Raw genomic sequence first — 21,129 nt, forward strand, 5'->3', positions numbered from 1 at the left:
TTGTTGACGATGCCCAGGTCGTCCGCCGACATCAGGTCGTAGCGCAGGCTGGAGGACACGTGCAGCACGTCCTCCGGGTTGCAGCCCAGCGAGTCGAGCATGTATTCGAAGGCCTTCAGGCGCGGCTTGTAGGCCTGCGCCTGCTGCGCGGTGTAGACGCGGTGGAAGGGCGCCCCGAGCAGCGCCACGTTCTTCTGGATCTGGTCGTCCGAGGCGTTGGACAGGATCACCAGCGGGATCTCGTTGGCGATCTTGGCCAGGCCCGCGGGCACGTCCGCATGCGGCGCCCAGGTGGGCACCGCGTCGTAGTACTTCTGCGCTTCGCTGTCGAGGTACTGGATCTTCCACTTCTTGCACAGGCGGCGCACTGCGTTCTTCAGCACCACTTCGTAGGGCTGCCAGTCGCCCAGCACTTCGTCGAAGCGGTAGGACGTGAAGTCGGCGATGAACTGCTCCATCCGCTCGGCCGGGATGCGGTCGGCAAAGATGTCGCGCGTCAACTCGCCCATGCGAAAGCGCGTCAGCGTGCCGTAGCAGTCGAAGGTGATGTACTTGGGACGAAAGGTCATGATGGTCTCGGTTCCTTGAATGACAAATGCGACAAGCTCATTACGAAGCGATTGCAGCACGCAGCCGCGTCGAGGTTGTAGGGAAATGAAGTGCCCGGCGCATGAAAGCTGCGGTTTGATGGGGCGCCGACGGCATGCCATGCGGTCTGCCCCTGCGACGTGCGGCCATGCACCTTGATGCGCCGCAGCAAGAATCGATGAGCACGCTTTTGATGCAGGTTGGCATGGTTGGTTGAGCTCGAGCGGTGGTCGGAGGCGGGTGGCCGGAACGGCGCTCGATGCTAGGCAGGTTGGCGCCGCATTTGTGTGCGTAAGCGGGCGCGCCACCGCATCGAATTGCGAAACGCGGCACCGCGACAGACGAAGCTTGCAAGTTGCGGCGAAGCGCAAATTCGCTCTGGCGGAAGCAGCGGATGTCGTCCAAGATGGCCTGCCCTTTTGCTCGCACCAAGACCACGCCATGCCCGCCCAGACAACGACCGCACCCGCTCTCGATGGCGTGGTGCTCAGACCGATGACCGCGGCCGACCTGCCGCTCGCGCATGCCTTGACTGCCGAGCTGCGCTGGCCGCACCGCCCCGCCGATTGGGCGCAGGTCTTCGCCCATGCCGAAGGCATCGTTGCCGAGCGCGACGGCGAGCTGATCGGCACCGTCCTGCGCTGGCGCTGGGGCGAGCGCCACGCCACCATCGGCCTGGTGATCGTGTCGCCGGCCTGCCAGGGCCGCCGCCTCGGCCACCGGCTCATGAGCGCGGTGCTCGAAGGCCTCGAGGAGCACACGGTCCTGCTGCATGCCACGGCCGAAGGCCGAGGCCTGTATGAGCGGCTGGGCTTCGTGCGCACCGGCGAGCTGCGGCAGCACCAGGGCGTGGCCCAGCCTGCGCCGCTGGTCGCGCTGCCCGCGGGCTGGCGCCTGCGGCCTGCCGGCCAGAGCGAGGCCGCATCCCTGCAGGCGCTCGACGCCGCGGCGCGTGGCATGCCGCGCGATGCGCTGATCGCGGACCTGCTCGCTGCGTCGGAGGCCTGCGTGGTGCTCGACCATGACAACGCGCCGCGCGGCTTTGCGATGCTGCGCCGCTTCGGGCGCGGGCACGCGATCGGTCCGGTGGTGGCACCCGATGCCGAGGGCGCCAAGGCGCTGATCGCGCACCTCGCCGGGATGAACGCCGGAAACTTCACGCGCATCGACATCGACTTCGCCAGCGGCCTGGCCGAATGGCTCGAGAGCATCGGCTTGTTGCGCGTGGATGCGCCGACGACGATGGTGCGCGGCACGCCGCTCGCCAAGGCGCCGGGAGGGCCCACGCTGTTCGCGATCGTCACGCAGGCGGTGGGTTGACCCCCATGAACGCCACGACCTTCCTCTACAAGTCCGACCCGGTGCGCGGCCGCCAATGGGCCCAGGTGTTCCAGCGCCGCGCGCCCGGGATCGACTTCCGCATCTGGCCCGACATCGGCGATCCGGCGCAGGTGCGCTTCCTCGCGGCCTGGGAGCCGCCGGCGAACCTGGCCGAGCGCTTCCCGAACCTGGAAGTCCTGTTCTCTTCCGGCGCCGGTGTCGACCAGTTCGACTTCGCGGCGCTGCCGCCGGATTTGCCGGTGGTGCGCATGGTCGAGCCCGGCATCGTGCAGGGCATGGTCGAGTACGTGACGCACGCCGTGCTCGGCCTGCATCGCGACATGCCGCGCTACCGGCGCCAGCAGCAGCAAGGCCAGTGGCGCCCCTTGCCCGTGCGGCCCGCCGGCGAGCGGCGCGTGGGTGTGCTCGGGCTGGGCTCGCTCGGTCAGGCCGTGCTGGCGCAGCTCGTGGGCCTGGGCTTCGATTGCGCGGGCTGGAGCCGCTCGCGGCATGCGGTCGAGGGCGTGGCATGCCATGCCGGCGCCGACGAGCTGCCGGCCTTTCTCGCGCGCACCGACATCCTCGTGTGCCTGCTGCCCTTGACCGATTCGACGCGCGGCTTTCTGGACGCGCGCCTGTTCTCGATGCTGCCCGAAGGCGCGGGCCTGGTCCACGTCGGCCGCGGACCGCAGCTGGTGGATGCCGACCTGCTGGCCGCGCTGGCCAGCGGCCGCATCGGCGATGCCGTGCTGGACGTGACCGATCCCGAGCCGCTGCCGCCGGAGCATGCCTTCTGGCGCCATCCGAACATCCAGCTCACGCCGCACATCGCGAGCGTGACGCAGCCGTTGAGCGCGGCGCAGGTGGTGCTCGACAACCTGCAGCGCTTCGAGGATGGCGAGCCGATGATCGGGCTCGTGGATCGCGCGCGAGGATACTGAGGGGCGCACCGACAGATGTGCGGAGGCATCCGGCGCGACAGTATGATTCCGGCCCCAAGCCTGCCATGCTTTTGCGCCGCGTACTGATCCGACTCCTGTTGCTGGCCGTGTTCTTCAACACGGTGGTCGGCCTGCCTGCGCACCAAGCAGACCATTTGCACCAGGCTGCGGCCGAGATGGCGGCACTGTCCGCTCAGCCAGCGGACGAAGACGCCGATGCCCCGGAGCATGGCAGCGAGGTCCACGGCGCGTGCGCGTGGTGCCTCGCCTTCGCGCATCCGGGCATCGCGCCCACATCGCTGCCGGCGCTTGCATTGGTCGTGCAAGCCGGCCTTCCGCGGCCGCATGCACCAGGGGCCTTCGTCCCCAGCCCAGGCCGTTGGCCCTTCGCCTCGCGCGACCCGCCTCGAGCCGTCTCCTGAAGTCCGCCGTTGCGGCGGCGCCTTCCCACCTTCCGCAGTCCCGCCGCCCCGCGTGAAGTCACGCGTCACGGGCGGCGTGTGCCCGGCCTTCGCCGGGCTCGCTGCTGCGTCCCCCTTTTGGCTTGCCGAGTCTCCTCATGAATTCCATTCAACCCCCGGCGCCCAGCGCGCCCCTTCCCCTGTGCCTCGCTGTCGCAGCGCTGTTCGCCGGCCCAACGATGGCCCAGTCATCCGGGGCCGGCCCCGAGCCCGCCCAGTTGTCGACGATCGAAGTGACCGGGCGCACCGAATCGGGTGCCTACCACGCCGACGAAGCCGCCGGCGCCAAGACCGAGCTGCCGCTGCGCGAACTGCCCCAGTCGGTGCGCGTCGTCACGCGCCAGGCCATCGAGGACCTGGGTGCAACCAAGCTCGACGACGTGCTCGACTTCGTCGGCGGCGTCTCGCGCCAGAACGATTTCGGTGGCCTCTGGGACAACATCGCCATCCGGGGCCTGCCCGGTAATGAGAACACCGGCACCGCCACGCTGCTGAACGGCTTCTCCTCGAACCGGGGCTTCAACGCCCCGCGCGACCTGGCCGGTGTCGAACGCATCGAGTTCCTCAAGGGGACCGCGGCCGCGCTCTATGGCAGCAGCGAGCCGGGCGGCACGCTCAACATCGTGTCCAAGCGGCCGCTGTGGAAGGCGGCCCATTCCGTGGAAGGCTACCTTGGCAGCTACGGCCGGAAGCGCGGCGCCTTCGACAGCACCGGGCCGGTGGGCGAGAACTTCGCCTACCGTCTCAACGTCGCCGTGGAAGACCGCGACAGCTTTCGCGACCACGTGAACGCGCAGCGCGGCGTGATCGCTCCGGCTTTCACCTGGAAGCTCAGCCGCGACACCGTGCTCGAGTATTCGGGAGAGCTCCTGCGGCACGCCACGCCGCTCGACCGGGGCGTGGTCGCAGTCGACAACCGCCTCGGCGCGATCCCGCGCAGCCGCTTCCTGGGGGAGCCGGCCGACGGCGACGTGACGGTGGAGAACCAGACCCATCAGTTCATCCTCTCGCACGAATGGAATCCCGCCTGGCGCAGCCGGCTGGGCCTGTCCTACCGCGAAACGTCGTTGAGAGGGTTCTCGACCGAGGCGGCGGCCCTGCGCGCCGACAACGCGACGCTCACGCGCCAGCGGCGCTTCCGTGACTTCGCCTCGGACGACATCGCCGTGCAGGCCGAACTGCAAGGCAAGGTGAAGACCGGCGCGGTCGAGCACGAGTTGCTGTTCGGGCTGGAGAGCTTCCGCTTCGACATGGACTCGCTCATGCTGCGCGCCAATCCGACGGGCGCACGGCCCTATGCGATCAACATTTACGCCCCGGTCTACGGTCAGCTTCAGCCGGTGCCGGGGCGCAACACCGACACGCTGGAACACCAGCGCAATACCGCGCTCTACGTGCAGGACGCGATCAAGCTCGCGCCCGAATGGCGGCTGGTCGCCGGCGCGCGCGTGGACGACTACCGCCAGTCGCTCGAGAACCGCATCGCCGGCACCACTGCCCGCCAGCAGCCGTCGTCCACCTCGCCGCGTGTCGGCCTCGCCTGGCTGCCGACGCCGCAATGGACTTTCTTCGCGAACGCCGGCCGCTCGTTCCGCCCCAACGCAGGTTCCGACGTCGCCGCCCGGGGTTTCGAGCCGGAAACCGGCCGTGCATTCGAGCTCGGCACCAAGTGGGAAAGCGCGGACCAGCGCATGGGCGCGACCGCCTCGCTGTTCGACATCCGCAAGCGCAACGTGCTGACGGCCGACCCGGCCAACCCCGGCTACTCGATGGCCGCCGGCGAGATCCACAGCCGCGGCCTCGAATTCGACTTTGCGGGTCAGCTGACGGCGAACTGGCGGCTCAACGCCAGCCTGGTCCTCAACGACGTGGAGATCACGAAGGACAACACGCTGGAAGCCGGGGGCCGACTGCTCAACGTTCCCCGGGTCAGCGGCAGCGTGCTGGCGATCTATGAGAATGCCTTCGCCAACGGGCAGCGCTACGGCATCGGCGGCGGCATCACGCACGTGGGCAAGCGGCTGGGCCAGGCCCGCACGCAAGCCGAAGCCGATGCTGCAACGCCGGCTTTCGATCTGCCGAGCTACACAACCGCCAAGCTGGTCGCTTACTGGCGCATCAACCGGAGCCTGCGCGCGACGCTGGACGTCGAGAACCTCTTCGATACCACCTATTACGCCAGTTCCTACAGCCGCCTCTGGGTGGCGCCGGGCACGGCACGCACCGTCACCATCGGCTTGCAAGCCAGGTTCTGAACGCGAGAGATGCATCATGTATTCGACTGACCTTCCCCGGCCGCGCGCCGCGGCCGCGCCCCATCCCGCCCTCGAAGCCGCCGGCGTGATCGCCGGCTACGGTGGGCACACCATCCTGCACGGGCTGGACCTCAGGGTCGAAGCCGGCGAGATCTACGCGCTGCTGGGCGCCAACGGGGCCGGCAAGACCACCACGCTGAGCCTGTTCCTGGGCTTCGTGCAACCCAGGCATGGCCGCGTGCGCGTGAACGGGGCGGACCCCGTGGCCGACCCGACGGCAGCGCGGCGCCAGCTCGCCTACATTCCCGAAAACGTGGCGCTCTACGAGCACCTGAGTGCGCGCGAGAACGTGGCCTATCTGCTCGACCTCGCGGGTCGGCCCGCCGGCGCGCAGACAATCGACCAGGCGCTCGCATCCGCGGGTCTGGAGGCTGCAGCGCACGGGCGGCGCGTGGCGGGTTTTTCCAAGGGCATGCGCCAGAAGGTGTCGATCGCGCTGGCGCTGGCGCGCAAGGTGCCGGCGCTGCTGCTCGATGAGCCCACCTCCGGCCTCGACCCGCTGGCCACTGCCGAATTCAGCTGCCTGCTGGGGCTGCTGCGCGCCCAGGGCGTGGCGATTCTCATGGTCACGCACGACCTGCTCAGTGCCGCCGATGTCGCCGATCGCATCGGCTTCATCGACCGGGGAAGGCTGGTCGAGGAAGTCGCAGCCTCAGGCTCGGAGCGCTTCGACGTGCGGGCATTGCATCGGCGCTACGGCGGCGAGGGAGGTCTGCGATGAGCGCCGCGCTGCGCATCGCAGGCGAGGAATGGCGCCTGCTGCGGCGCGACCGGGTGGCCGTGCTCGGATTGACGTTGTTGCTGCTGTTGACGGCCGTGGCTGCATTCACGGCCTGGGAGCAACGCCGCACGACCGATGCCGAGCGTGCGCGCCACCAGGCACGGGTCGATCACGCGTTCGAGGCCCAGCCCGACCGGCACCCGCACCGCATGGTGCACTACGGCCACTTCGCGTTCCGGCCGCTGAGCCCGCTGGCGGCCTTCGATTCCGGGGTGGATGCCTTCACGGGCCACACGCTCTTCCTCGAGGGACATCGCCAGAACAGCGCCAACTTCGGCGACGTGCGGCAATCTTCGCTGCTGCTGCGCTTCGGCCAGCTCACGCCGGCCTTCGTGCTGCAGGTGCTGGCACCGCTGCTGCTCGTCTTCGTGGGCCATGCGGTCGTGGCGCGCGAGCGCGAGTCGGGCACGCTGCGCATCCTGCTGGCCCAGGGCGTGCGAGCGCGGGAGATCGTGCTGGGCAAGCTGCTGGCCCTGAGCGGCGTGGCCGCGCTGGTGCTCTTGCCGGCGCTGCTGGCGCTGGTCTGGATCGGCGCGGCAACACCGGCATCGGCGAGCCTGGCGGTCGCGCTGGCCGCGGGCCACGGGCTGTGGCTGCTGATCTGGGCGGTCGGCATCGTCGGCCTCTCGGCATGTTTCGTGCGCGGGCGCGACGCCCTGCTGGCATTGCTGGCGGTCTGGGCGGTCGGTGTCGTGCTCGTGCCGCGCCTGGCGCCCGAGCTCGTGGCCTCGACGCTGGCGCTGCCCACGCGCTTCGAGACCGACATTGCGGTGGCGCGCGACCTGGCGGCACTGGGCGACAGCCACGACCCCGACGACCCCTACTTCGCGGGCTTCAAGAGGCAGGTGCTCGCGCAGTACGGCGTCGCGAGCGTGGAAGAGCTTCCCGTCAACTACAAGGGCCTGCTCGGCATGGAGGGCGAGCGGCTGACCAGTGCGCTCTTCCAGCGCTATGCCAAAGCCAGCTTCGACCTCCAGGATGCCCAGTTGCGCCGAGTCGACCGCTTCGCACTGCTGAGCCCGGTCATCGCGTTGCGGCGCCTCTCGATGGCGGCCGCCGGCACCGACCTGCAGAATTACCGCCGCTTCCTCGAGCAGGCCGAACGCCATCGCTATCGACTGGTGCAGGAACTCAACCGGTTGCAGGCCGAGAAGCTCAGCTTCGCCGATGACCGTTCTAGCCGCGACAGTCGCATCGGCCACGCGCACTGGCACGATCTCGCCGACTTTCACTACGAAACCGCGCCGCCCGCCGACGGGCTGCGCCGAGGGGCGCATGCCGCAGGTGTGCTGCTGCTCTGGCTGGCGGCGCTCGGAAGCCTCTTGGGGCTGGCGACGCGCCATCTGGGGAGGGTCGCGCGATGAGCTGGCTCGCCCATGAATGGCGCCTCCTGGCGCGCTCGAGACTGGCCTCGATGGCGCTGGCTTTGCTGCTGGCGCTGTCGACCCTGGCCGTCGTTTCAGGCATTCGCGAGGTCGCGCGCCAGCAGGAGACGATTGCGCGCCTGGCCGAGCTGCAGCAGCAGGACCTGGCTGCTCAGGCGCGCAAGTACGGACAAGGCGGCGATGCCGGCGCTGCTGCGTACTACACCCTCCACGGCACCTGGGATGCGCCGTCTCCCACAGCCTTCCTTGCCCTCGGCCTGCGCGACGCCGCCCCCTATGTGCTGCGCGTGCGCGCCTTGGCGCTGCAGGCTCAGCTGCACGAAGGCGAAAGCTTCAACCCCGAACTGGCGCTGGCCGGGCGCTTCGACTTCGCTTTCGTGCTGGTGTACCTGGCGCCGCTGTTCGTGATCGCCTTGTTGTACGACCTGGTTTCGAGCGAGCGGCGGTCGGGCCGGCTGGGCACGCTGCTGGCCATGGCCGGCGCCGGCCGGCGCCTGTGGCTGCGCCGTGCAGGGCTGCGCATGGCGCTGGTCTTCGCTTGCCTCGGGCTGCCTGTGCTTGCCGGTGGGCTGAGCAGCGGCACCGCGATCACCGCGCTGGCCACGGCACTGCTGGTTGCGGCGGCCTACCTGGCGTTCTGGTGCGGCCTGGCGCTGATCGTGGCAATGCGAGGCAGAAGCTGCGCCGCCAATGCGACGGCGCTCATGGGCTGCTGGGCGGTGCTGACCCTCGTGCTGCCCACCGTCGCCAACGCCGCGCTTGCGCGTGCCTTGCCGGTGCACCAAGGCGTGGAACTGATGCTGGGGCAGCGCGAGGCCGTGAATGGCGCGTGGGACCTGTCTCCGGCGGCCACGATGGAGAAGTTCTTCCGCACGCATCCCGAATGGAAGCACACCGCGCCACTGCCTTCGGGCTTTCATTGGAAGTGGTATTACGCCTTCCAGCAGCTCGGCGACGAGAGCGTGGCGCCGCAGGTGGCTGCCTACCGCGAAGGCTTGCTCGCGCGCCAACGCTGGACCGCTCGCCTGGGATGGCTGTTGCCTGGGGTCGGCGTGCAGGCCGCGCTGCATCGCCAGGCCGATACCGATTTGCAGGCGCAGCTCGCGTATCAGGATCGCATCGCCGATTTCCACGCGCAGTTGCGGTCCTACTATTACGCCTACCTGTTCAACGAGGTGCACTTCGGTCCCCAGGATTTCGCCGCCCAGCCGCGCTTCAGCCCGATCGCCCGCCCGGCGCAGACCCCTGTGGGTGTATGGGCGGGAGCGGTGCTGATGGGTGTGGTGGCCTTGCTGCTGGGAGCGGCCGCAAGCGGTCGAGTACGCCCGGCGTGACGGCGCCCAGGCACGGCGGCAGGATCTGCTGTCGCGACGCGAACAACCGCAGCCTGCTTCGCTCAGGGCCCCCAATGCAGCACCCTCAGGAGGGGCCCGCGGCCTAAGCTTTTGGACATCCAAAGGCCCGACCCACCGCCCCTCATGACACACCCCACCGCATTGCCCAACAAGGCCGCGCTCGACGCCCTCGACCGCGCCCACCTCATCCACCCCGTCTCGCCCTGGCGCGTGCACGAAGAGCGCGGGCCCACCGTGCTCGCCTCGGGCAGCGGCGCGTGGCTGACCGATGCCAACGGCCACGAACTGCTCGATGCCTTCGCGGGCCTCTGGTGCGTGAACGTCGGCTATGGGCAGGAGAGCGTGGTGCAGGCCGCGGCCGAGCAGATGCGCCGGCTGCCGTATGCCACCGGCTATTTCCATTTCAGCAGCGAGCCGGCCATTCGCCTGGCCGAGAAGCTGGTGCAGATCACGCCCGCCTCGCTGACCCGCGTGTACCTCACGCTGGGCGGCTCCGACTCGGTCGATGCCGCGGTGCGCTTCATCGTGCAGTACTACAACGCGATCGGCAAACCGTCGAAGAAGCAGTTCATCGCGCTGGAGCGCGGCTACCACGGCTCCTCCTCGACCGGCGCGGGCCTCACGGCGCTGCCGGTGTTCCATCGCGGCTTCGACCTGCCGCTGCCCACGCAGCACTACATCCCTTCGCCCAACCCGTACCGCCATGCCGACGGGGCCGACCCGAAGGCGCTGATCGCTTCCTCGGTGGCGGCGCTGCGCGCCAAGGTGGCGGAGCTGGGCGCGGACAACGTGGCCGCGTTCTTCTGCGAGCCGATCCAGGGTTCGGGCGGCGTGATCGTGCCGCCCAAGGGCTGGATGAAGGCCATGCAGGAGGCCGCGCGCGAGTTGGACATCCTCTTCGTGGTGGACGAAGTCATCACCGGCTTCGGTCGCACCGGGCCGATGTTCGCGTGCGAGGCCGAGGGCGTCGAGCCCGACCTCATGACCGTGGCCAAGGGCCTGACCGCCGGCTATGCGCCGATGGGCGCGACGCTGATGTCGGAGAAGGTCTATGCGGGCATCGCAGACGGCGCGCCTGCGGGTGCTTCGATCGGCCACGGTGCCACCTATTCGGCGCACCCGGTCAGCGCCGCGGTCGCGCTCGAGGTGCTGCGGCTGTACGAGGAAGGCGGCGTGCTCGCCAATGGGCAGCGCGGCGGGGTGCATTTCGCGGCCGGGCTCGATGCGCTGCGCGCGCATCCGCTGGTGGGCGACGCGCGCCACCGCGGCCTGCTGGGCGCGCTGGAGCTGGTGAGCGACAAGGCCAGCAAGCGCGGCTTCGATGCTGCGCTCGGCCTGCCGGACCGCATCTTCGCCGCAGGCTACCGCAACGGGCTGGTGTTCCGCTCCTTCGGCGACCACATCCTCGGCTTCGCGCCGGCGCTCACTTTCACCGAGGACGAGTTCGCGCAGATGTTCGTGCGGCTCAGGAAGACGCTCGACGAGGTGCTCCAGGCACCCGACGTCCGCGCGGCGCTGGCCGGCTGAGGCGACCCCGGGGAGAACACTGGAAGCAGCGCGCCGCGGCAGACGCAGAATCGAGTCCTTCGCGTTCATCGTCACTACCCATGTCAGAAGCATTCAAGATCGACCGGCTCGACCTGCGCATCCTCGCGCAGCTGCAGAAGAACGGCCGCATGACCAACGTCGACCTGGCGGATGCGGTGGGCCTGTCGCCCAGCCCCTGCCTGATCCGCGTCAAGCGGCTGGAGCAGGCCGGCTACATCGCCGGCTACGGTGCGCACCTGCGGCTGGAGAAGCTGGGCGACACGCTGACCGTGTTCACCGAGGTCACGCTGCAGGATCACCATCGCGAAGACTTCGTGCGCTTCGAGACGGCGATCCGCGACGTCGACGAGGTGCTCGAATGCCACCTGGTGAGCGGCGGCTACGACTACCTGCTGCGCTTCCTGACGCGCGGCGTCAATCACTACCAGGAAGTGATCGAGGAACTGCTCGAACGCAACATCGGCATCGCGAAGTATTTCAGCTACATCGTCATCAAGTCGCCGTTCATCAAGACGCACTGTCCGATCGAACGGCTGTTTCCCAACCAGCGCTGACCGGCTTTCGCATCCCCGTGCCGCAGGCGCCGCTGCGCACCTCGGGCGCTTTGCGGCCGAGCCGCGAAGCAGGCGGCCCGAGGGCTCACCTTGCGAGCGCGCGCTCGGCGACTTCGCACAGCCAGCGCACGCCCAGCGGCAGTGCGTCGTCGTTGAAGTCGTAGCAGGGGTGGTGCAATGGGCGCTCCCCGTCCGGCCCCGGTTCGGCGCGGCCCTGGCCCAGCCACAGGTAGGCGCCCGGACGGCGCTGCAGCATGAAGGCGAAGTCTTCCGAGGTGAAGGCTGCCCGCGGCGCCATGTCGGCCTGCAGGCCGACGGCTCGGGCCGCGGCGAGGGCGAGTGCCGCTTCTTCCGGCGTGTTGAGGGTGGCGGGGTAGTAGCGCACGTAGCGCACCTCGGCCTGCACGCCGCTCGCCAGCGCCACGCCGTCGACCGTGGCGCGCAGCGCCGCCTCGATGCGATCCTGCGAGGCGAGGTCGAAGCTGCGCACGGTGCCGGTGATCGAGATCTCCGCCGGCAGCACGTTGTGACTGTGCCCGCCTTCCATGCGCGTAACCGAGAGCACCGCCGATTCGCCGGGATCGATGCGCCGCGAGACGATGGTGTGCAGCTGCGAGATGAGCTGGCTCGCCGCGAGGATGGCATCGGGTGTGTGATGCGGCTGCGCCGCATGGCCGCCGCGGCCGCGCAGCACGATGTCGAAGCGGTCGGCCGCCGCCATGATGGGGCCGGCCCGCGTCTGCGCCCGGCCCAGCGGCAGGTCGGGCCAGTTGTGCAGCGCGAAGACGCTGTCGCAGGGAAACTGCTCGAACAGGCCGTCCTCGATCATGGCGCGCGCGCCGCCCCTGCCTTCCTCGGCCGGCTGGAAGATGAAGTGCACCGTGCCGTCGAAGCGCCGCGTGCGCGCCAGCTGGCGCGCGGCGCCGATCAGCATGCTGGTGTGGCCGTCGTGCCCGCAGCCGTGGTGAATACCTGGCGTGCGGCTGGCGTGTGCGGTGCGCCCCAGCTCGACCATCGGCAGGGCGTCCATGTCGGCGCGCAGGCCCACGCGTCGCGAACCGCTGCCGCAGCGCAGCGTGCCCACCACGCCGGTGCCGCCCAGGCCTTCATGCACCTCCAGGCCGAGCAGGCGCAGCGCCTGCGCCGCCACGCCGGCCGTGCGCCGTTCCTCGAAGGCGAGCTCGGGGTGCGCGTGCAGGTCGCGGCGCAGTGCGACCAGATCGGGCAGCAGGTCGGCGACCGGCGCGGCGATCGTTTCCAGGCTCAAAGCCCGGCCTCGACGGCGTCGGCCAGCGCAGCGAGCGTGTGGAAGTGGTAGTCGGGCACGGTGTGCTCGGATTCGAGCGTGCCGCCGGAGCCCTTTTGTCCGTGGCGCCGCTCGATCCAGCAGGTGGCGATGCCCAGCCGCTTGGACACGCCGATGTCGTGGTACTGGCTTTGCGCCACGTGCAGGTTGTCAGCCTGCTTGTAGCCCCAGGCGCCCTCGATGCGGCCGCGGGCGTAGGCGAAGTAGCGCGCATCGGGCTTCTCGCACAGCGCGTCGTCGCAGCTCAGCAGCATGTCGAAGGGCGAACCCAGGGTCTTGTCGAAATGGGCGAGCGCCCAGTGCTGCGCATTGGTCATGGTCACCAGCTTGAAGTGCTTGCCGAGGCGCTTCAGGGCTTCCACCGAATCGGGGAAGGCCGGCCACTGCGCCACCGAATCCCGCAGGCCGCGCGCGATGGCGTCGTTGTCGGGCAGGCCCAGTGCGGGCGCAATGGCGTGCCAGCAGCGTTCCAGGTCGTCGGGGTACCAGCCGGACGTGCCGTCGGCGCGGGCTCGCCGGTAGGCGGCCAGAAAGTCGTCGTCGGTCACGCGCGCATCGGGCGCCGCGCTGCGCAGGTAGGCGAGCATGCCGCCCTCGAAATCGATCAGCGTGCCGACAACGTCGAAGGTGAGGACCTTGAAATCTTTGAGGGACATGGGAAAGCTCCAGGGATGACGGCGATGCCGGTTGCCCCAAAGCATAGGTGCCGCTTCCTGCATGCCCGAACCGAACTGAGCCCGCGTTGCGGCACAGGATTTCGTTGTCCGTCTCTTGCCGGCATGTTCTTCTGTGGCTTGCCGGATGCCGATGGACGGATGCCTCAGGCCGCGACGTACTCGGGGTACTGCCTGCAAATCTCGTCCACAGCGCTGAGCGTGCCCGACAGGTGCTTGCGCAGCGCGGCCTGGGCGGCGGCCGGGTCTTTCGCCTCGATGGCGCGCACGATGGCGCGATGGTCGCGCAGGATCGCCTCGGTCTTGCCCGCCGTCGGCAGGTGCAGGCGCCGCAAGCGGTCGACGTGGCCGGAGACTCGGCCGACCATCTCCCACAGGCCGGGCACGCCACCGGCTTCGTACATCAGTCGATGGAACGCCCGGTCTGCACCGACGAAGTCGCCGTAGCGCTGCGCCGCCGACAGCGCGGATTGCTGGGCGATGATGGCCTTCATCTGCTCGACCAGCCCGGCCGGTGCCGCGAGCGCGAGCTGGTGCACCAGCTCCAGCTCGATCGAGCGGCGCAGGAAATGCGCCTGGCGCGCCGCCGCGATGTCGATGCGGCTGACGAGCGTGGCGTGCTGGGGGAACACGTCCACCAGGCCTTCCTCGCTCAGACGCAGCAGCGCCTCGCGCACGGGCGTCTGACTCACCCCGAAGTGGTCGGCCAGCTCCTGCCGCGCCAGCACGGTGCCGGGGACCAGGTCCAGCGAGAGGATGGCATCGCGCAGCTGTTCCAGCACCTGTGGCGTGGCCTGGCGCGTGCGGTCGAGTCGGATCTTCGGAAGGGCACTCATCGGGGATGGATTCTGGCATTGACGTACTAATATATTAGTGTTTTAATCCGCCGCACACGCAACCCCGGCTGGCCGCGCGACCGTCCTTCGTTCAGCCGCAGCGGCCCATGGTGCCGGAGACGACCCCCGATGAATCGCCCTTACGAATCCCTGCGCAGCGCCCGCTGGTTCGCGCCCGACGACTTCCGCTCTTTCGGCCACCGCTCGCGCGTGCTGCAGATGGGGTACAGCTATGACGACTGGATGGGCAAGCCGGTGATCGCCATCGTCAACACCTGGAGCGACGCCAACCAGTGCCATGCGCACTTCAAGCACCGGGTGGAGGACGTGAAGCGCGGCATCCTGCAGGCGGGCGGCTTTCCGCTGGAACTGCCGGCCATCTCGCTGTCGGAAAGCATGGTCAAGCCTACGACCATGCTCTACCGCAATTTCCTCGCGATGGAAACGGAAGAGCTGCTGCGCAGCCACCCGGTGGACGGCGCGGTGCTGATGGGCGGCTGCGACAAGACCACGCCCGGCCTCACGATGGGCGCGCTCAGCATGGGCATCCCCTTCATCTACCTGCCGGCCGGCCCCATGCTGCGCGGCAACTGGAAGGGCAGGGTGCTGGGTTCGGGCTCCGATGCCTTCAAGTACTGGGACGAGCGCCGCGCCGGCCGTCTGAGCGAGCAGGCCTGGTCCGAGATGGAAGCCGGCATCGCGCGCAGCCACGGCACCTGCATGACCATGGGCACGGCTGCCACCATGATGGGCATCGCCGAGGCGGTGGGCCTGAGCTTGCCGGGCGCTTCCAGCATTCCGGCGGCGGATGCCAACCACATCCGCATGAGCGCCGAGTGCGGACGCCGCATCGTCGAGATGGTGTGGGAAGACCTCACGCCCGCGAAGCTGCTCACGCGCGCCAACTTCGAGAACGGCATCGCCTGCGCGATGGCCATGGGCTGCAGCACCAACGCCATCGTTCATCTGATCGCGATGTCGCGGCGTGCCGGCCACCCGGTGAGCCTGGACGACTTCGACGACTTCAGCCGCCGCGTGCCCGTCGTCGCCAACATCCGCCCCAGCGGCGATGCCTACCTGATGGAGGACTTCTTCTACGCGGGCGGCCTGCCCGCACTGCTGGAGCGCATCCGAAGCCACCTCCAGACCGATGCGCGCACCGTCAACGGCCGCTCGCTCGGCGAGAACATCGCAGGGGCCGAGGTCTACGACGACGACGTCATCCGGCCGATGTCCAACCCCATCTACGCCGAAGGGGCGCTGGCCGTCCTGCGCGGCAACCTGGCGCCCGACGGCGTGGTGATCAAGCCCAGCGCCTGCGCGCCGCACCTGCTGCAGCACACCGGCCGGGCGCTGGTGTTCGACGACTACCCGGCCCTCAAGAAGGCGGTGGAAGACCCGGACCTGGACGTGACGGGCGAGGACATCCTGGTGCTGCGCAACGCCGGCCCCCGCGGTGCCGGCATGCCGGAGTGGGGCATGCTGCCCATCCCGACCAAGTTGCTGAAGCAGGGCGTGAAGGACATGCTGCGCCTGTCCGACGCACGCATGAGCGGCACCAGCTACGGCGGCTGCCTGCTGCACTGCTCGCCCGAATCCGCAATCGGCGGCCCGCTGGCACTGGTGAAGACCGGCGACCGCATCAGCGTGGACGTGCCCGGGCGGCGCATCCACCTCGAGGTCGACGACGAGGAGCTTGCTCGGCGCAGGGCCGCATGGCTGCCGCCGCCGCCGCGCTACGAGCGCGGCTACGGCTGGATGTTCGGGCGCCACATCAAGCAGGCCAACGAGGGCTGCGACTTCGACTTTCTTGAAACGACCTTCGGCAAGCCGGTGCCCGAGCCCGACATCTTCTGACCGGCTTTCCCATCCATTTTTTCTTCAGAGAACGGAGACGACCCGTGAATCCCGCTACCCGCGAGCAGCTCATGAAGGTGAGCACCGCCACCTTGTGCACGGCCCTGTTCAAGCGCGGCCTGCGCAACCAGTTCATCCAGGACGTGCGGCCGCTCAACCCCGGCCTGCCCAACATGGTGGGCGAGGCCTTCACGCTGCGCTACATGCCGGCGCGCGAGGACCTGAATCCCATCAACGTCTTCCTCGATCGCAACCATCCGCAGCGCCAGGCGGTGGAGCAGTGCCCGGAAGGCGCGGTGCTGGTGATCGACAGCCGCAAGGACGCGCGCGCCGCGTCGGCCGGCGGCATCCTGGTCACGCGGCTGATGAAGCGCGGCGCCGCCGGCGTCGTGACCGACGGCGGCTTCCGCGACAGTCCCGACATCGCCAAGCTGGGTTTTGCGGCGTATCACAGCCGCCCCAGCGCGCCGACCAATCTCACGCTGCACCAGGCCATCGACATCAACGTGCCGATCGGCTGCGGCGACGCGCCGGTGTTTCCCGGCGATGTGATCGTGGGCGATGCGGAAGGCGCGATCGTCATTCCCGCCCACATCGCCGACGAGATCGCTGCCGAGGCGACCGAGATGACTGCCTTCGAGGACTTCGTGCAGGAAAAGGTGCTCGAAGGCCGCTCCATCCTGGGCCTGTACCCGCCCACCGACGAACAGAGCCGCACCGACTTCGCGGCCTGGCGCCAGGCTCACGGCCGCTGAGTCCTTTTCTTTCCGACGACCCGAGGAGACAAACTATGCGTTTCACCCGCCGCGCCGCGGCGCTGCTTCTGGCCGCGCTCGCCCCTGTGGCCACCTGGGCCCAGGCCCCCGAATGGCCGGCCGCCAAGCCCATCGTGTACGTGGTGCCCTTCACGGCAGGAGGTTCCACCGACATCGTGGGGCGCACGCTCGCCCAGAAGCTGGGAGAAAGCCTCAAGCAATCGGTGGTGGTCGACAACAAGCCCGGCCAGGCCGGCGGCATCGGCGCCGCTTACGTCGCCAAGGCGGCACCGGACGGCTACACGCTCTTCGGCGGCACCATCAGCACGCACGCCATCAACGCCAGCCTCTACAAGAAGCTGCCCTACGACCCGATGAAGGACTTCGAGCCGGTCTCGCTGGTGGCCCGGCTGCCCAACGTGTTGATCGTCAACAGCCAGTTGGGCGTGAACTCGGTGGCCGAACTGGTGGCCCTGCTGAAAAAGGACGAGAGCAAGCGCACATTTGCCTCTTCCGGTGCCGGCACCTCCACCCACCTGGCCGGCGAGATGTTCGCCGACCTGATCGGCGTGAAGCTCACCCACGTGCCGTACAAGGGCACGCCGCCCGCCATGACCGACGTCGCCGCGGGGCTGGTGCCCTTCATGTTCGACCAGGTGACGGCGGCGCTGCCGCTGGTCAAGAGCGGCAAGCTCAAGCTGCTGGCCGTGACGACGAGCAAGCGCATCGCGCTGGTGCCGGAGCTGCCGACCATGATCGAATCGGGCATTCCCGGGTTCGAGATGTCGTCGTGGCAGGCGGTGTATGCGCCCAAGGGCACGCCCAAGCCGATCGTGCAGCGCCTCAACGCCGAGATCGTCAAGGCGCTCAAGCAGCCCGACGTGCAGGCCAGGCTCTCGGACCAGCTGGCGATGGACATCGTGGGCAGCACGCCGGAAGAACTGCGCGACCACATGGCCAAGGAGATCCCGCGCTGGGCCGAACTGGTGAAGAAGTCCGGCGCGACGGCGGACTGAGGGCTGCCGTCCTCGACGGCTTGGAATGAAAAAAGCCCGCTATCGTTGGATAGCGGGCTTTTCAGCGTTGGCGCGGTTGTTTTGGTGGGCCCTGAGTGACTCGAACACTCGACCTACGGATTAAGAGTCCGCTGCTCTACCAACTGAGCTAAGAGCCCCTGATCGACATTGCTGTCATTCAGGCAATCCAAAGATTATAGCCAGAATGTTTGAGCCTTCCGCTCAGCTGCGCTCAAAAATGCAGGCAATGCCCTGGCCGCCGCCGATGCACATGGTCACCAGCGCGTAGCGGCCCCGGATGCGCTCCAGCTCGTACAAGGCCTTGACGGTGATCAGCGCGCCGGTGGCGCCGATCGGGTGGCCGAGCGAGATGCCGGAGCCGTTGGGGTTCACCTTCGCCGGGTCCAGGCCAAGGTCTTGCGTGACCGCGCAGGCCTGCGCGGCGAAGGCCTCGTTGGCTTCGACCACGTCCATGTCCGAAGCCTTCAACCCGGCCTTCTCCAGCGCCTTGCGCGAGGCCGGCACCGGCCCGATGCCCATGTAGTTCGGGTCCACGCCGGCGAAGGCGTAGGCCACGATGCGCGCCATCGGCTTCAGGCCGCGGCGCGCCGCTTCTTCCTTCTCCATCAGCACCACGGCCGCGGCCGCGTCGTTGATGCCCGAGGCGTTGCCGGCGGTTACCGTGCCGTTCTCCTTCAGGAAGGCGGGCTTGAGCTTGGCCATGTCCTCGATCTTGGCGTCGAAGCGCACATGCTCGTCGGTATCGAACTGCGTGGGGCCCTTGCGGCTCTGCAGCGGCACCGGGACGATCTGGCTCTTGAAATAGCCGCCCTCGATCGCCTTCTGCGCACGCTGGTGGCTGGCGAGCGCCGTCTGGTCCTGCGTCTCGCGGCTGATGTTCCACTTCTTGGCGACGTTCTCGGCCGTCACACCCATGTGGATGTTCTCGAAGGGGTCGTGCAGCGCGCCGATCATCATGTCCACCAGCTTGGCGTCGCCCATGCGCACGCCCCAGCGAGCGGTGAGCGAGGACAGGGGGGCGCGGCTCATGTTCTCGGCGCCGCCGCCGACGGCCACCTTGGCGTCGCCCAGCTGGATGCTCTGCGCCGCGCTCACGATCGCCTGCAGGCCCGAGCCGCAGAGGCGGTTGACGGTGAGGGCCGGGGTCTCCTGGGCGCAGCCGCCCTCGATGGCGGCCACACGGGCCATGTACATGTCGCGCGGCTCGGTGTTGACCACGTGGCCGAAGACCACGTGGCCCACGTCCTTGCCATCGACCTGGGCGCGTGCCAGCGCTTCCTGGGTCACCAGTGCGGCGAGTTTCGTGGGCGGCACGTCCTTGAGGGCTCCGCCGAAGGTACCGATCGCGGTGCGAACGCCGCTGACAACAACCACTTCTTTCATGACGAGTCTCCGGTGCAGTGGAAGGGGAGGAAAGGGGCAATGATGCACGTTTCCTGCGCGACCGCGGCGTTACGATGCCTGCCCGAACTAGGAGCCGCGAAATGATCGACCCCAACACCCCTCGCCATGTCGTGGTGACCGGCGCCGCAGGCGCGCTGGGCCGCGCCGTCGTGCAGCACTTCCTGGACCAGGGCGCGCGCATCGCCCTGCTCGACCACAGGATGGAGCACATCGTCAGCGTCTTTCCCGGGCTGGACAACTCGCAACACCTGTTGCTCGAGACCGACGTGACGTCCGTGGAGCGCATGGGGGAGGTCGCCGGCCGCATCCTCGCAGCCTTCAAGCATGTGGATGCGCTGGTGCATATTGCCGGCGGCTTCGAAATGGGCGAAGAGGTACACGCGCTGAGCCGCGGCGCCTGGGACCGAATGATGAAACTGAACGCCTGGTCCTTCGTCGCGGTCTCGCAGGCGCTGGTGCCCTCGATGATCCAGCGCAAGGCCGGCAGCGTGGTTGCCGTCACCGCCAAGGGTGCGGCGCGCGGCGCCGCCGCCATGGCCGCCTACATCGCGTCCAAGAGCGCGCTGCAGCGGCTGGTCGAGGCCTCGGCCGCCGAACTGGCGCCGCACGGCATTACGGTGAACAGCATCGCACCCAGTACGCTGGATACGCCCGCCAACCGCCAGGCCATGCCCGATGCCAAGCCCGAGAGCTGGGTGTCGACCGCGGTGGCGGCCCAGACCATCGGCTTCCTGGCCTCGCCCGCAGCCGCCGCGCTGCACGGCCAGCACCTGACGCTGGACGCCTGAGAAGAGCCTGAAAACAAAAAGGCCCCGGCGGATGCCGAGGCCTCATGAGAAGAGTTGGTGGAGAGGAGGAGGATCGAACTCCCGACCTCCGCATTGCGAACGCGGCGCTCTCCCAGCTGAGCTACCCCCCCAACGCAGGGCAAATTCTAACCAGAATCGAGAGGCCCCAGCGCGATCGGCGTCTTACATCAGCAGGTGCTCGCCGGCGTTGTCGCCGCCCAGCGTGACGTAGTTGACCTTGCGGATGTCCATGAGCTTGCGCCCGCCTGCGTAGCTGATGGAGCTCTGGATGTCCTGCTCCATCTCGACCAGCGTGTCGGCCAGCTTGCCCTTGATCGGCTCGAGGATGCGCTTGCCCTCCACGTGCTTGTACTCGCCCTTGTTGAAGTCGCTGGCCGAGCCGTAGTACTCTTTGAAGAGCGCGCCGTCGACCTCCACTGTCCTGCCCGGTGATTCTTCGTGGCCGGCGAACAGCGAGCCGATCATCACCATCGAGGCGCCGAAGCGGAGGCTCTTGGCGATGTCGCCGTGGTCGCGGATGCCGCCGTCGGCAATGATGGGCTTGGTCGCCACCCGCCCGCACCACTTGAGCGCCGACAGCTGCCAGCCGCCCGTGCCGAAGCCGGTCTTGAGCTTGGTGATGCAGACCTTGCCTGGGCCGATGCCGACCTTGGTCGCGTCGGCGCCCCAGTTCTCGAGGTCGATCACCGCCTCGGGCGTGCCCACGTTGCCCGCGATGACGAAGGCCTTGGGCAGGTGCTTCTTGAGGTAGGCGATCATGTTCTTCACCGTGTCGGCATGGCCGTGCGCGATGTCGATCGTGATGTACTCGGGTGCCTGGCCCTCGGCAACCAGGCGGTCCACCGTCTCGTAGTCGGCCTTCTTGACGCCCAGCGAGATCGAGGCGAACACGCCCTTGGCATGCATGTCCTTGACGAACTGCACGTTGTCGAGGTCGAAGCGGTGCATGACGTAGAAGTAGCCGTTCTGGGCGAGCCAGGTGCAGATGGGCTCGTCGACCACCGTCTTCATGTTGGCGGGCACCGTCGGGATGCGGAAGCTGCGGCCGCCCAGGGTGACGCTGGCGTCGCACTCGGCGCGGCTTTCCACCACGCATTTGCGCGGCAGGAGAAGGATGTTGTCGTAGTCGAAGATCTGCATGGAACCAAGCTCCTGGAAGGGTCGTTGAAGAACGAATGAGCGCTTGGTCTGGCCGGCTTTCGG

At 68.5% G+C, this 21,129-nt stretch carries 19 protein-coding genes and 2 tRNA genes; 13 read left to right on the forward strand and 8 right to left on the reverse strand.

The window, feature by feature from the left end; genetic code table 11:
• Positions 1–569 (reverse strand): haloacid dehalogenase type II (locus tag AC3A6Y_RS24780; protein WP_487870901.1); only part of this gene is annotated, 569 nt, incomplete at its 3' end.
• Positions 570–1,029: 460 nt separating this feature from the next.
• On the opposite strand from AC3A6Y_RS24780, the gene AC3A6Y_RS24785 reads away from it, so the two are divergent.
• The 9 genes from AC3A6Y_RS24785 (at position 1,030) to AC3A6Y_RS24825 (ending at position 11,248) form a co-directional block, all read left to right on the forward strand.
• Positions 1,030–1,908 carry a GNAT family N-acetyltransferase gene (locus AC3A6Y_RS24785; protein ID WP_487870902.1) on the forward strand — a complete coding sequence of 293 codons (879 nt, stop codon included), beginning with the start codon at positions 1,030–1,032 and terminating at the stop codon, positions 1,906–1,908.
• A 5-nt stretch (positions 1,909–1,913) separates the two neighbouring features.
• Positions 1,914–2,849, forward strand: coding sequence for a 2-hydroxyacid dehydrogenase (locus AC3A6Y_RS24790; RefSeq protein WP_487870903.1), 936 nt, complete (start codon positions 1,914–1,916; stop codon positions 2,847–2,849).
• 65 nt (positions 2,850–2,914) lie between these two features.
• Entirely contained in the window at positions 2,915–3,271 is a 357-nt protein-coding gene (locus AC3A6Y_RS24795; RefSeq protein WP_487870904.1) for a DUF2946 family protein, read from the forward strand.
• 137 nt (positions 3,272–3,408) lie between these two features.
• The gene (locus AC3A6Y_RS24800; protein WP_487870905.1) at positions 3,409–5,565 is read left to right on the forward strand and encodes a TonB-dependent siderophore receptor; all 2,157 of its coding nucleotides are present in this window, start codon (positions 3,409–3,411) and stop codon (positions 5,563–5,565) included.
• A 16-nt stretch (positions 5,566–5,581) separates the two neighbouring features.
• Positions 5,582–6,346 (forward strand): ABC transporter ATP-binding protein, encoded by a 765-nt coding sequence (locus AC3A6Y_RS24805; RefSeq protein WP_487870906.1) that lies wholly within the window; start codon positions 5,582–5,584, stop codon positions 6,344–6,346.
• Positions 6,343–7,770, forward strand: coding sequence for an ABC transporter permease (locus AC3A6Y_RS24810; RefSeq protein ID WP_487870907.1), 1,428 nt, complete (start codon positions 6,343–6,345; stop codon positions 7,768–7,770). Before AC3A6Y_RS24805 ends, AC3A6Y_RS24810 begins: the two co-directional genes overlap by 4 nt.
• Positions 7,767–9,125, forward strand: a complete 1,359-nt coding sequence (locus tag AC3A6Y_RS24815; protein ID WP_487870908.1) for a DUF3526 domain-containing protein — start codon at positions 7,767–7,769, stop codon at positions 9,123–9,125. The genes AC3A6Y_RS24810 and AC3A6Y_RS24815 overlap by 4 nt, the downstream gene beginning before the upstream one ends.
• 144 nt (positions 9,126–9,269) lie before the next feature.
• Positions 9,270–10,673, forward strand: coding sequence for an aminotransferase class III-fold pyridoxal phosphate-dependent enzyme (locus AC3A6Y_RS24820; protein WP_487870909.1), 1,404 nt, complete (start codon positions 9,270–9,272; stop codon positions 10,671–10,673).
• 80 nt (positions 10,674–10,753) lie between these two features.
• Positions 10,754–11,248 carry an Lrp/AsnC family transcriptional regulator gene (locus AC3A6Y_RS24825; RefSeq protein WP_106555205.1) on the forward strand — a complete coding sequence of 165 codons (495 nt, stop codon included), beginning with the start codon at positions 10,754–10,756 and terminating at the stop codon, positions 11,246–11,248.
• Positions 11,249–11,333: 85 nt separating this feature from the next.
• Here the strand turns inward: AC3A6Y_RS24825 and AC3A6Y_RS24830 are convergent, their stop codons facing one another.
• The 3 genes from AC3A6Y_RS24830 to AC3A6Y_RS24840 all read right to left on the reverse strand — a co-directional run bounded on the left by AC3A6Y_RS24830 (position 11,334) and on the right by AC3A6Y_RS24840 (position 14,064).
• Positions 11,334–12,515, reverse strand: coding sequence for a M20 aminoacylase family protein (locus AC3A6Y_RS24830; RefSeq protein ID WP_487870910.1), 1,182 nt, complete (start codon positions 12,513–12,515; stop codon positions 11,334–11,336).
• The gene (locus AC3A6Y_RS24835) at positions 12,512–13,210 is read right to left on the reverse strand and encodes an HAD-IA family hydrolase (RefSeq protein ID WP_487870911.1); all 699 of its coding nucleotides are present in this window, start codon (positions 13,208–13,210) and stop codon (positions 12,512–12,514) included. The genes AC3A6Y_RS24830 and AC3A6Y_RS24835 overlap by 4 nt, the downstream gene beginning before the upstream one ends.
• Before the next feature lie 164 nt (positions 13,211–13,374).
• Positions 13,375–14,064 (reverse strand): GntR family transcriptional regulator, encoded by a 690-nt coding sequence (locus tag AC3A6Y_RS24840; RefSeq protein ID WP_487870912.1) that lies wholly within the window; start codon positions 14,062–14,064, stop codon positions 13,375–13,377.
• Positions 14,065–14,193: 129 nt separating this feature from the next.
• Between AC3A6Y_RS24840 and araD the strand changes: the two genes are divergently transcribed.
• Genes araD through AC3A6Y_RS24855 form a run of 3 tightly spaced genes read left to right on the forward strand, consistent with a single transcriptional unit; the run spans position 14,194 to position 17,692 of the window.
• Positions 14,194–15,921, forward strand: a complete 1,728-nt coding sequence (araD, locus tag AC3A6Y_RS24845; protein ID WP_487870913.1) for an L-arabinonate dehydratase — start codon at positions 14,194–14,196, stop codon at positions 15,919–15,921.
• Between the two features lie 44 nt (positions 15,922–15,965).
• The gene (locus AC3A6Y_RS24850; RefSeq protein WP_487870914.1) at positions 15,966–16,676 is read left to right on the forward strand and encodes a ribonuclease activity regulator RraA; all 711 of its coding nucleotides are present in this window, start codon (positions 15,966–15,968) and stop codon (positions 16,674–16,676) included.
• Positions 16,677–16,711: 35 nt separating this feature from the next.
• Positions 16,712–17,692 (forward strand): Bug family tripartite tricarboxylate transporter substrate binding protein, encoded by a 981-nt coding sequence (locus AC3A6Y_RS24855; RefSeq protein WP_487870915.1) that lies wholly within the window; start codon positions 16,712–16,714, stop codon positions 17,690–17,692.
• Between the two features lie 82 nt (positions 17,693–17,774).
• Here the strand turns inward: AC3A6Y_RS24855 and AC3A6Y_RS24860 are convergent.
• Both AC3A6Y_RS24860 and bktB read right to left on the reverse strand, forming a co-directional pair.
• Positions 17,775–17,850: transfer RNA gene (locus AC3A6Y_RS24860), tRNA-Lys, on the reverse strand.
• A 64-nt stretch (positions 17,851–17,914) separates the two neighbouring features.
• Positions 17,915–19,096 (reverse strand): beta-ketothiolase BktB, encoded by a 1,182-nt coding sequence (bktB, locus tag AC3A6Y_RS24865; RefSeq protein ID WP_487870916.1) that lies wholly within the window; start codon positions 19,094–19,096, stop codon positions 17,915–17,917.
• A 101-nt stretch (positions 19,097–19,197) separates the two neighbouring features.
• Between bktB and AC3A6Y_RS24870 the strand changes: the two genes are divergently transcribed.
• On the forward strand, positions 19,198–19,905 hold the full coding sequence (locus AC3A6Y_RS24870; RefSeq protein ID WP_487870917.1) for an SDR family NAD(P)-dependent oxidoreductase: 708 nt from the start codon (positions 19,198–19,200) through the stop codon (positions 19,903–19,905).
• A gap of 55 nt (positions 19,906–19,960) precedes the next feature.
• Here the strand turns inward: AC3A6Y_RS24870 and AC3A6Y_RS24875 are convergent.
• Both AC3A6Y_RS24875 and AC3A6Y_RS24880 read right to left on the reverse strand, forming a co-directional pair.
• Positions 19,961–20,036 (reverse strand) — tRNA-Ala (locus AC3A6Y_RS24875).
• 52 nt (positions 20,037–20,088) lie between these two features.
• A complete protein-coding gene (locus AC3A6Y_RS24880; RefSeq protein WP_487870918.1) occupies positions 20,089–21,066 on the reverse strand; it encodes a GMP reductase in 978 nt (325 codons plus the stop codon).
• Between the last annotated feature and the right edge of the window lie 63 nt (positions 21,067–21,129).

Source organism: Variovorax sp. Soil_C_17 (assembly GCF_057657265.1).

Excerpts from the sequence above, each read along its gene's own strand:
- AC3A6Y_RS24785 (WP_487870902.1), top strand. The coding sequence starts at position 1,030 with ATGCCCGCCCAGACAACGACCGCACCCGCTCTCGATGGCGTGGTGCTC.
- AC3A6Y_RS24790 (WP_487870903.1), top strand. The coding sequence starts at position 1,914 with ATGAACGCCACGACCTTCCTCTACAAGTCCGACCCGGTGCGCGGCCGC.
- AC3A6Y_RS24795 (WP_487870904.1), top strand. The coding sequence starts at position 2,915 with ATGCTTTTGCGCCGCGTACTGATCCGACTCCTGTTGCTGGCCGTGTTC.
- AC3A6Y_RS24800 (WP_487870905.1), top strand. The coding sequence starts at position 3,409 with ATGAATTCCATTCAACCCCCGGCGCCCAGCGCGCCCCTTCCCCTGTGC.
- AC3A6Y_RS24805 (WP_487870906.1), top strand. The coding sequence starts at position 5,582 with ATGTATTCGACTGACCTTCCCCGGCCGCGCGCCGCGGCCGCGCCCCAT.
- AC3A6Y_RS24810 (WP_487870907.1), top strand. The coding sequence starts at position 6,343 with ATGAGCGCCGCGCTGCGCATCGCAGGCGAGGAATGGCGCCTGCTGCGG.
- AC3A6Y_RS24815 (WP_487870908.1), top strand. The coding sequence starts at position 7,767 with ATGAGCTGGCTCGCCCATGAATGGCGCCTCCTGGCGCGCTCGAGACTG.
- AC3A6Y_RS24820 (WP_487870909.1), top strand. The coding sequence starts at position 9,270 with ATGACACACCCCACCGCATTGCCCAACAAGGCCGCGCTCGACGCCCTC.
- AC3A6Y_RS24825 (WP_106555205.1), top strand. The coding sequence starts at position 10,754 with ATGTCAGAAGCATTCAAGATCGACCGGCTCGACCTGCGCATCCTCGCG.
- AC3A6Y_RS24835 (WP_487870911.1), bottom strand. The coding sequence starts at position 13,210 with ATGTCCCTCAAAGATTTCAAGGTCCTCACCTTCGACGTTGTCGGCACG.
- AC3A6Y_RS24840 (WP_487870912.1), bottom strand. The coding sequence starts at position 14,064 with ATGAGTGCCCTTCCGAAGATCCGACTCGACCGCACGCGCCAGGCCACG.
- araD (WP_487870913.1), top strand. The coding sequence starts at position 14,194 with ATGAATCGCCCTTACGAATCCCTGCGCAGCGCCCGCTGGTTCGCGCCC.
- AC3A6Y_RS24855 (WP_487870915.1), top strand. The coding sequence starts at position 16,712 with ATGCGTTTCACCCGCCGCGCCGCGGCGCTGCTTCTGGCCGCGCTCGCC.
- bktB (WP_487870916.1), bottom strand. The coding sequence starts at position 19,096 with ATGAAAGAAGTGGTTGTTGTCAGCGGCGTTCGCACCGCGATCGGTACC.
- AC3A6Y_RS24870 (WP_487870917.1), top strand. The coding sequence starts at position 19,198 with ATGATCGACCCCAACACCCCTCGCCATGTCGTGGTGACCGGCGCCGCA.
- AC3A6Y_RS24880 (WP_487870918.1), bottom strand. The coding sequence starts at position 21,066 with ATGCAGATCTTCGACTACGACAACATCCTTCTCCTGCCGCGCAAATGC.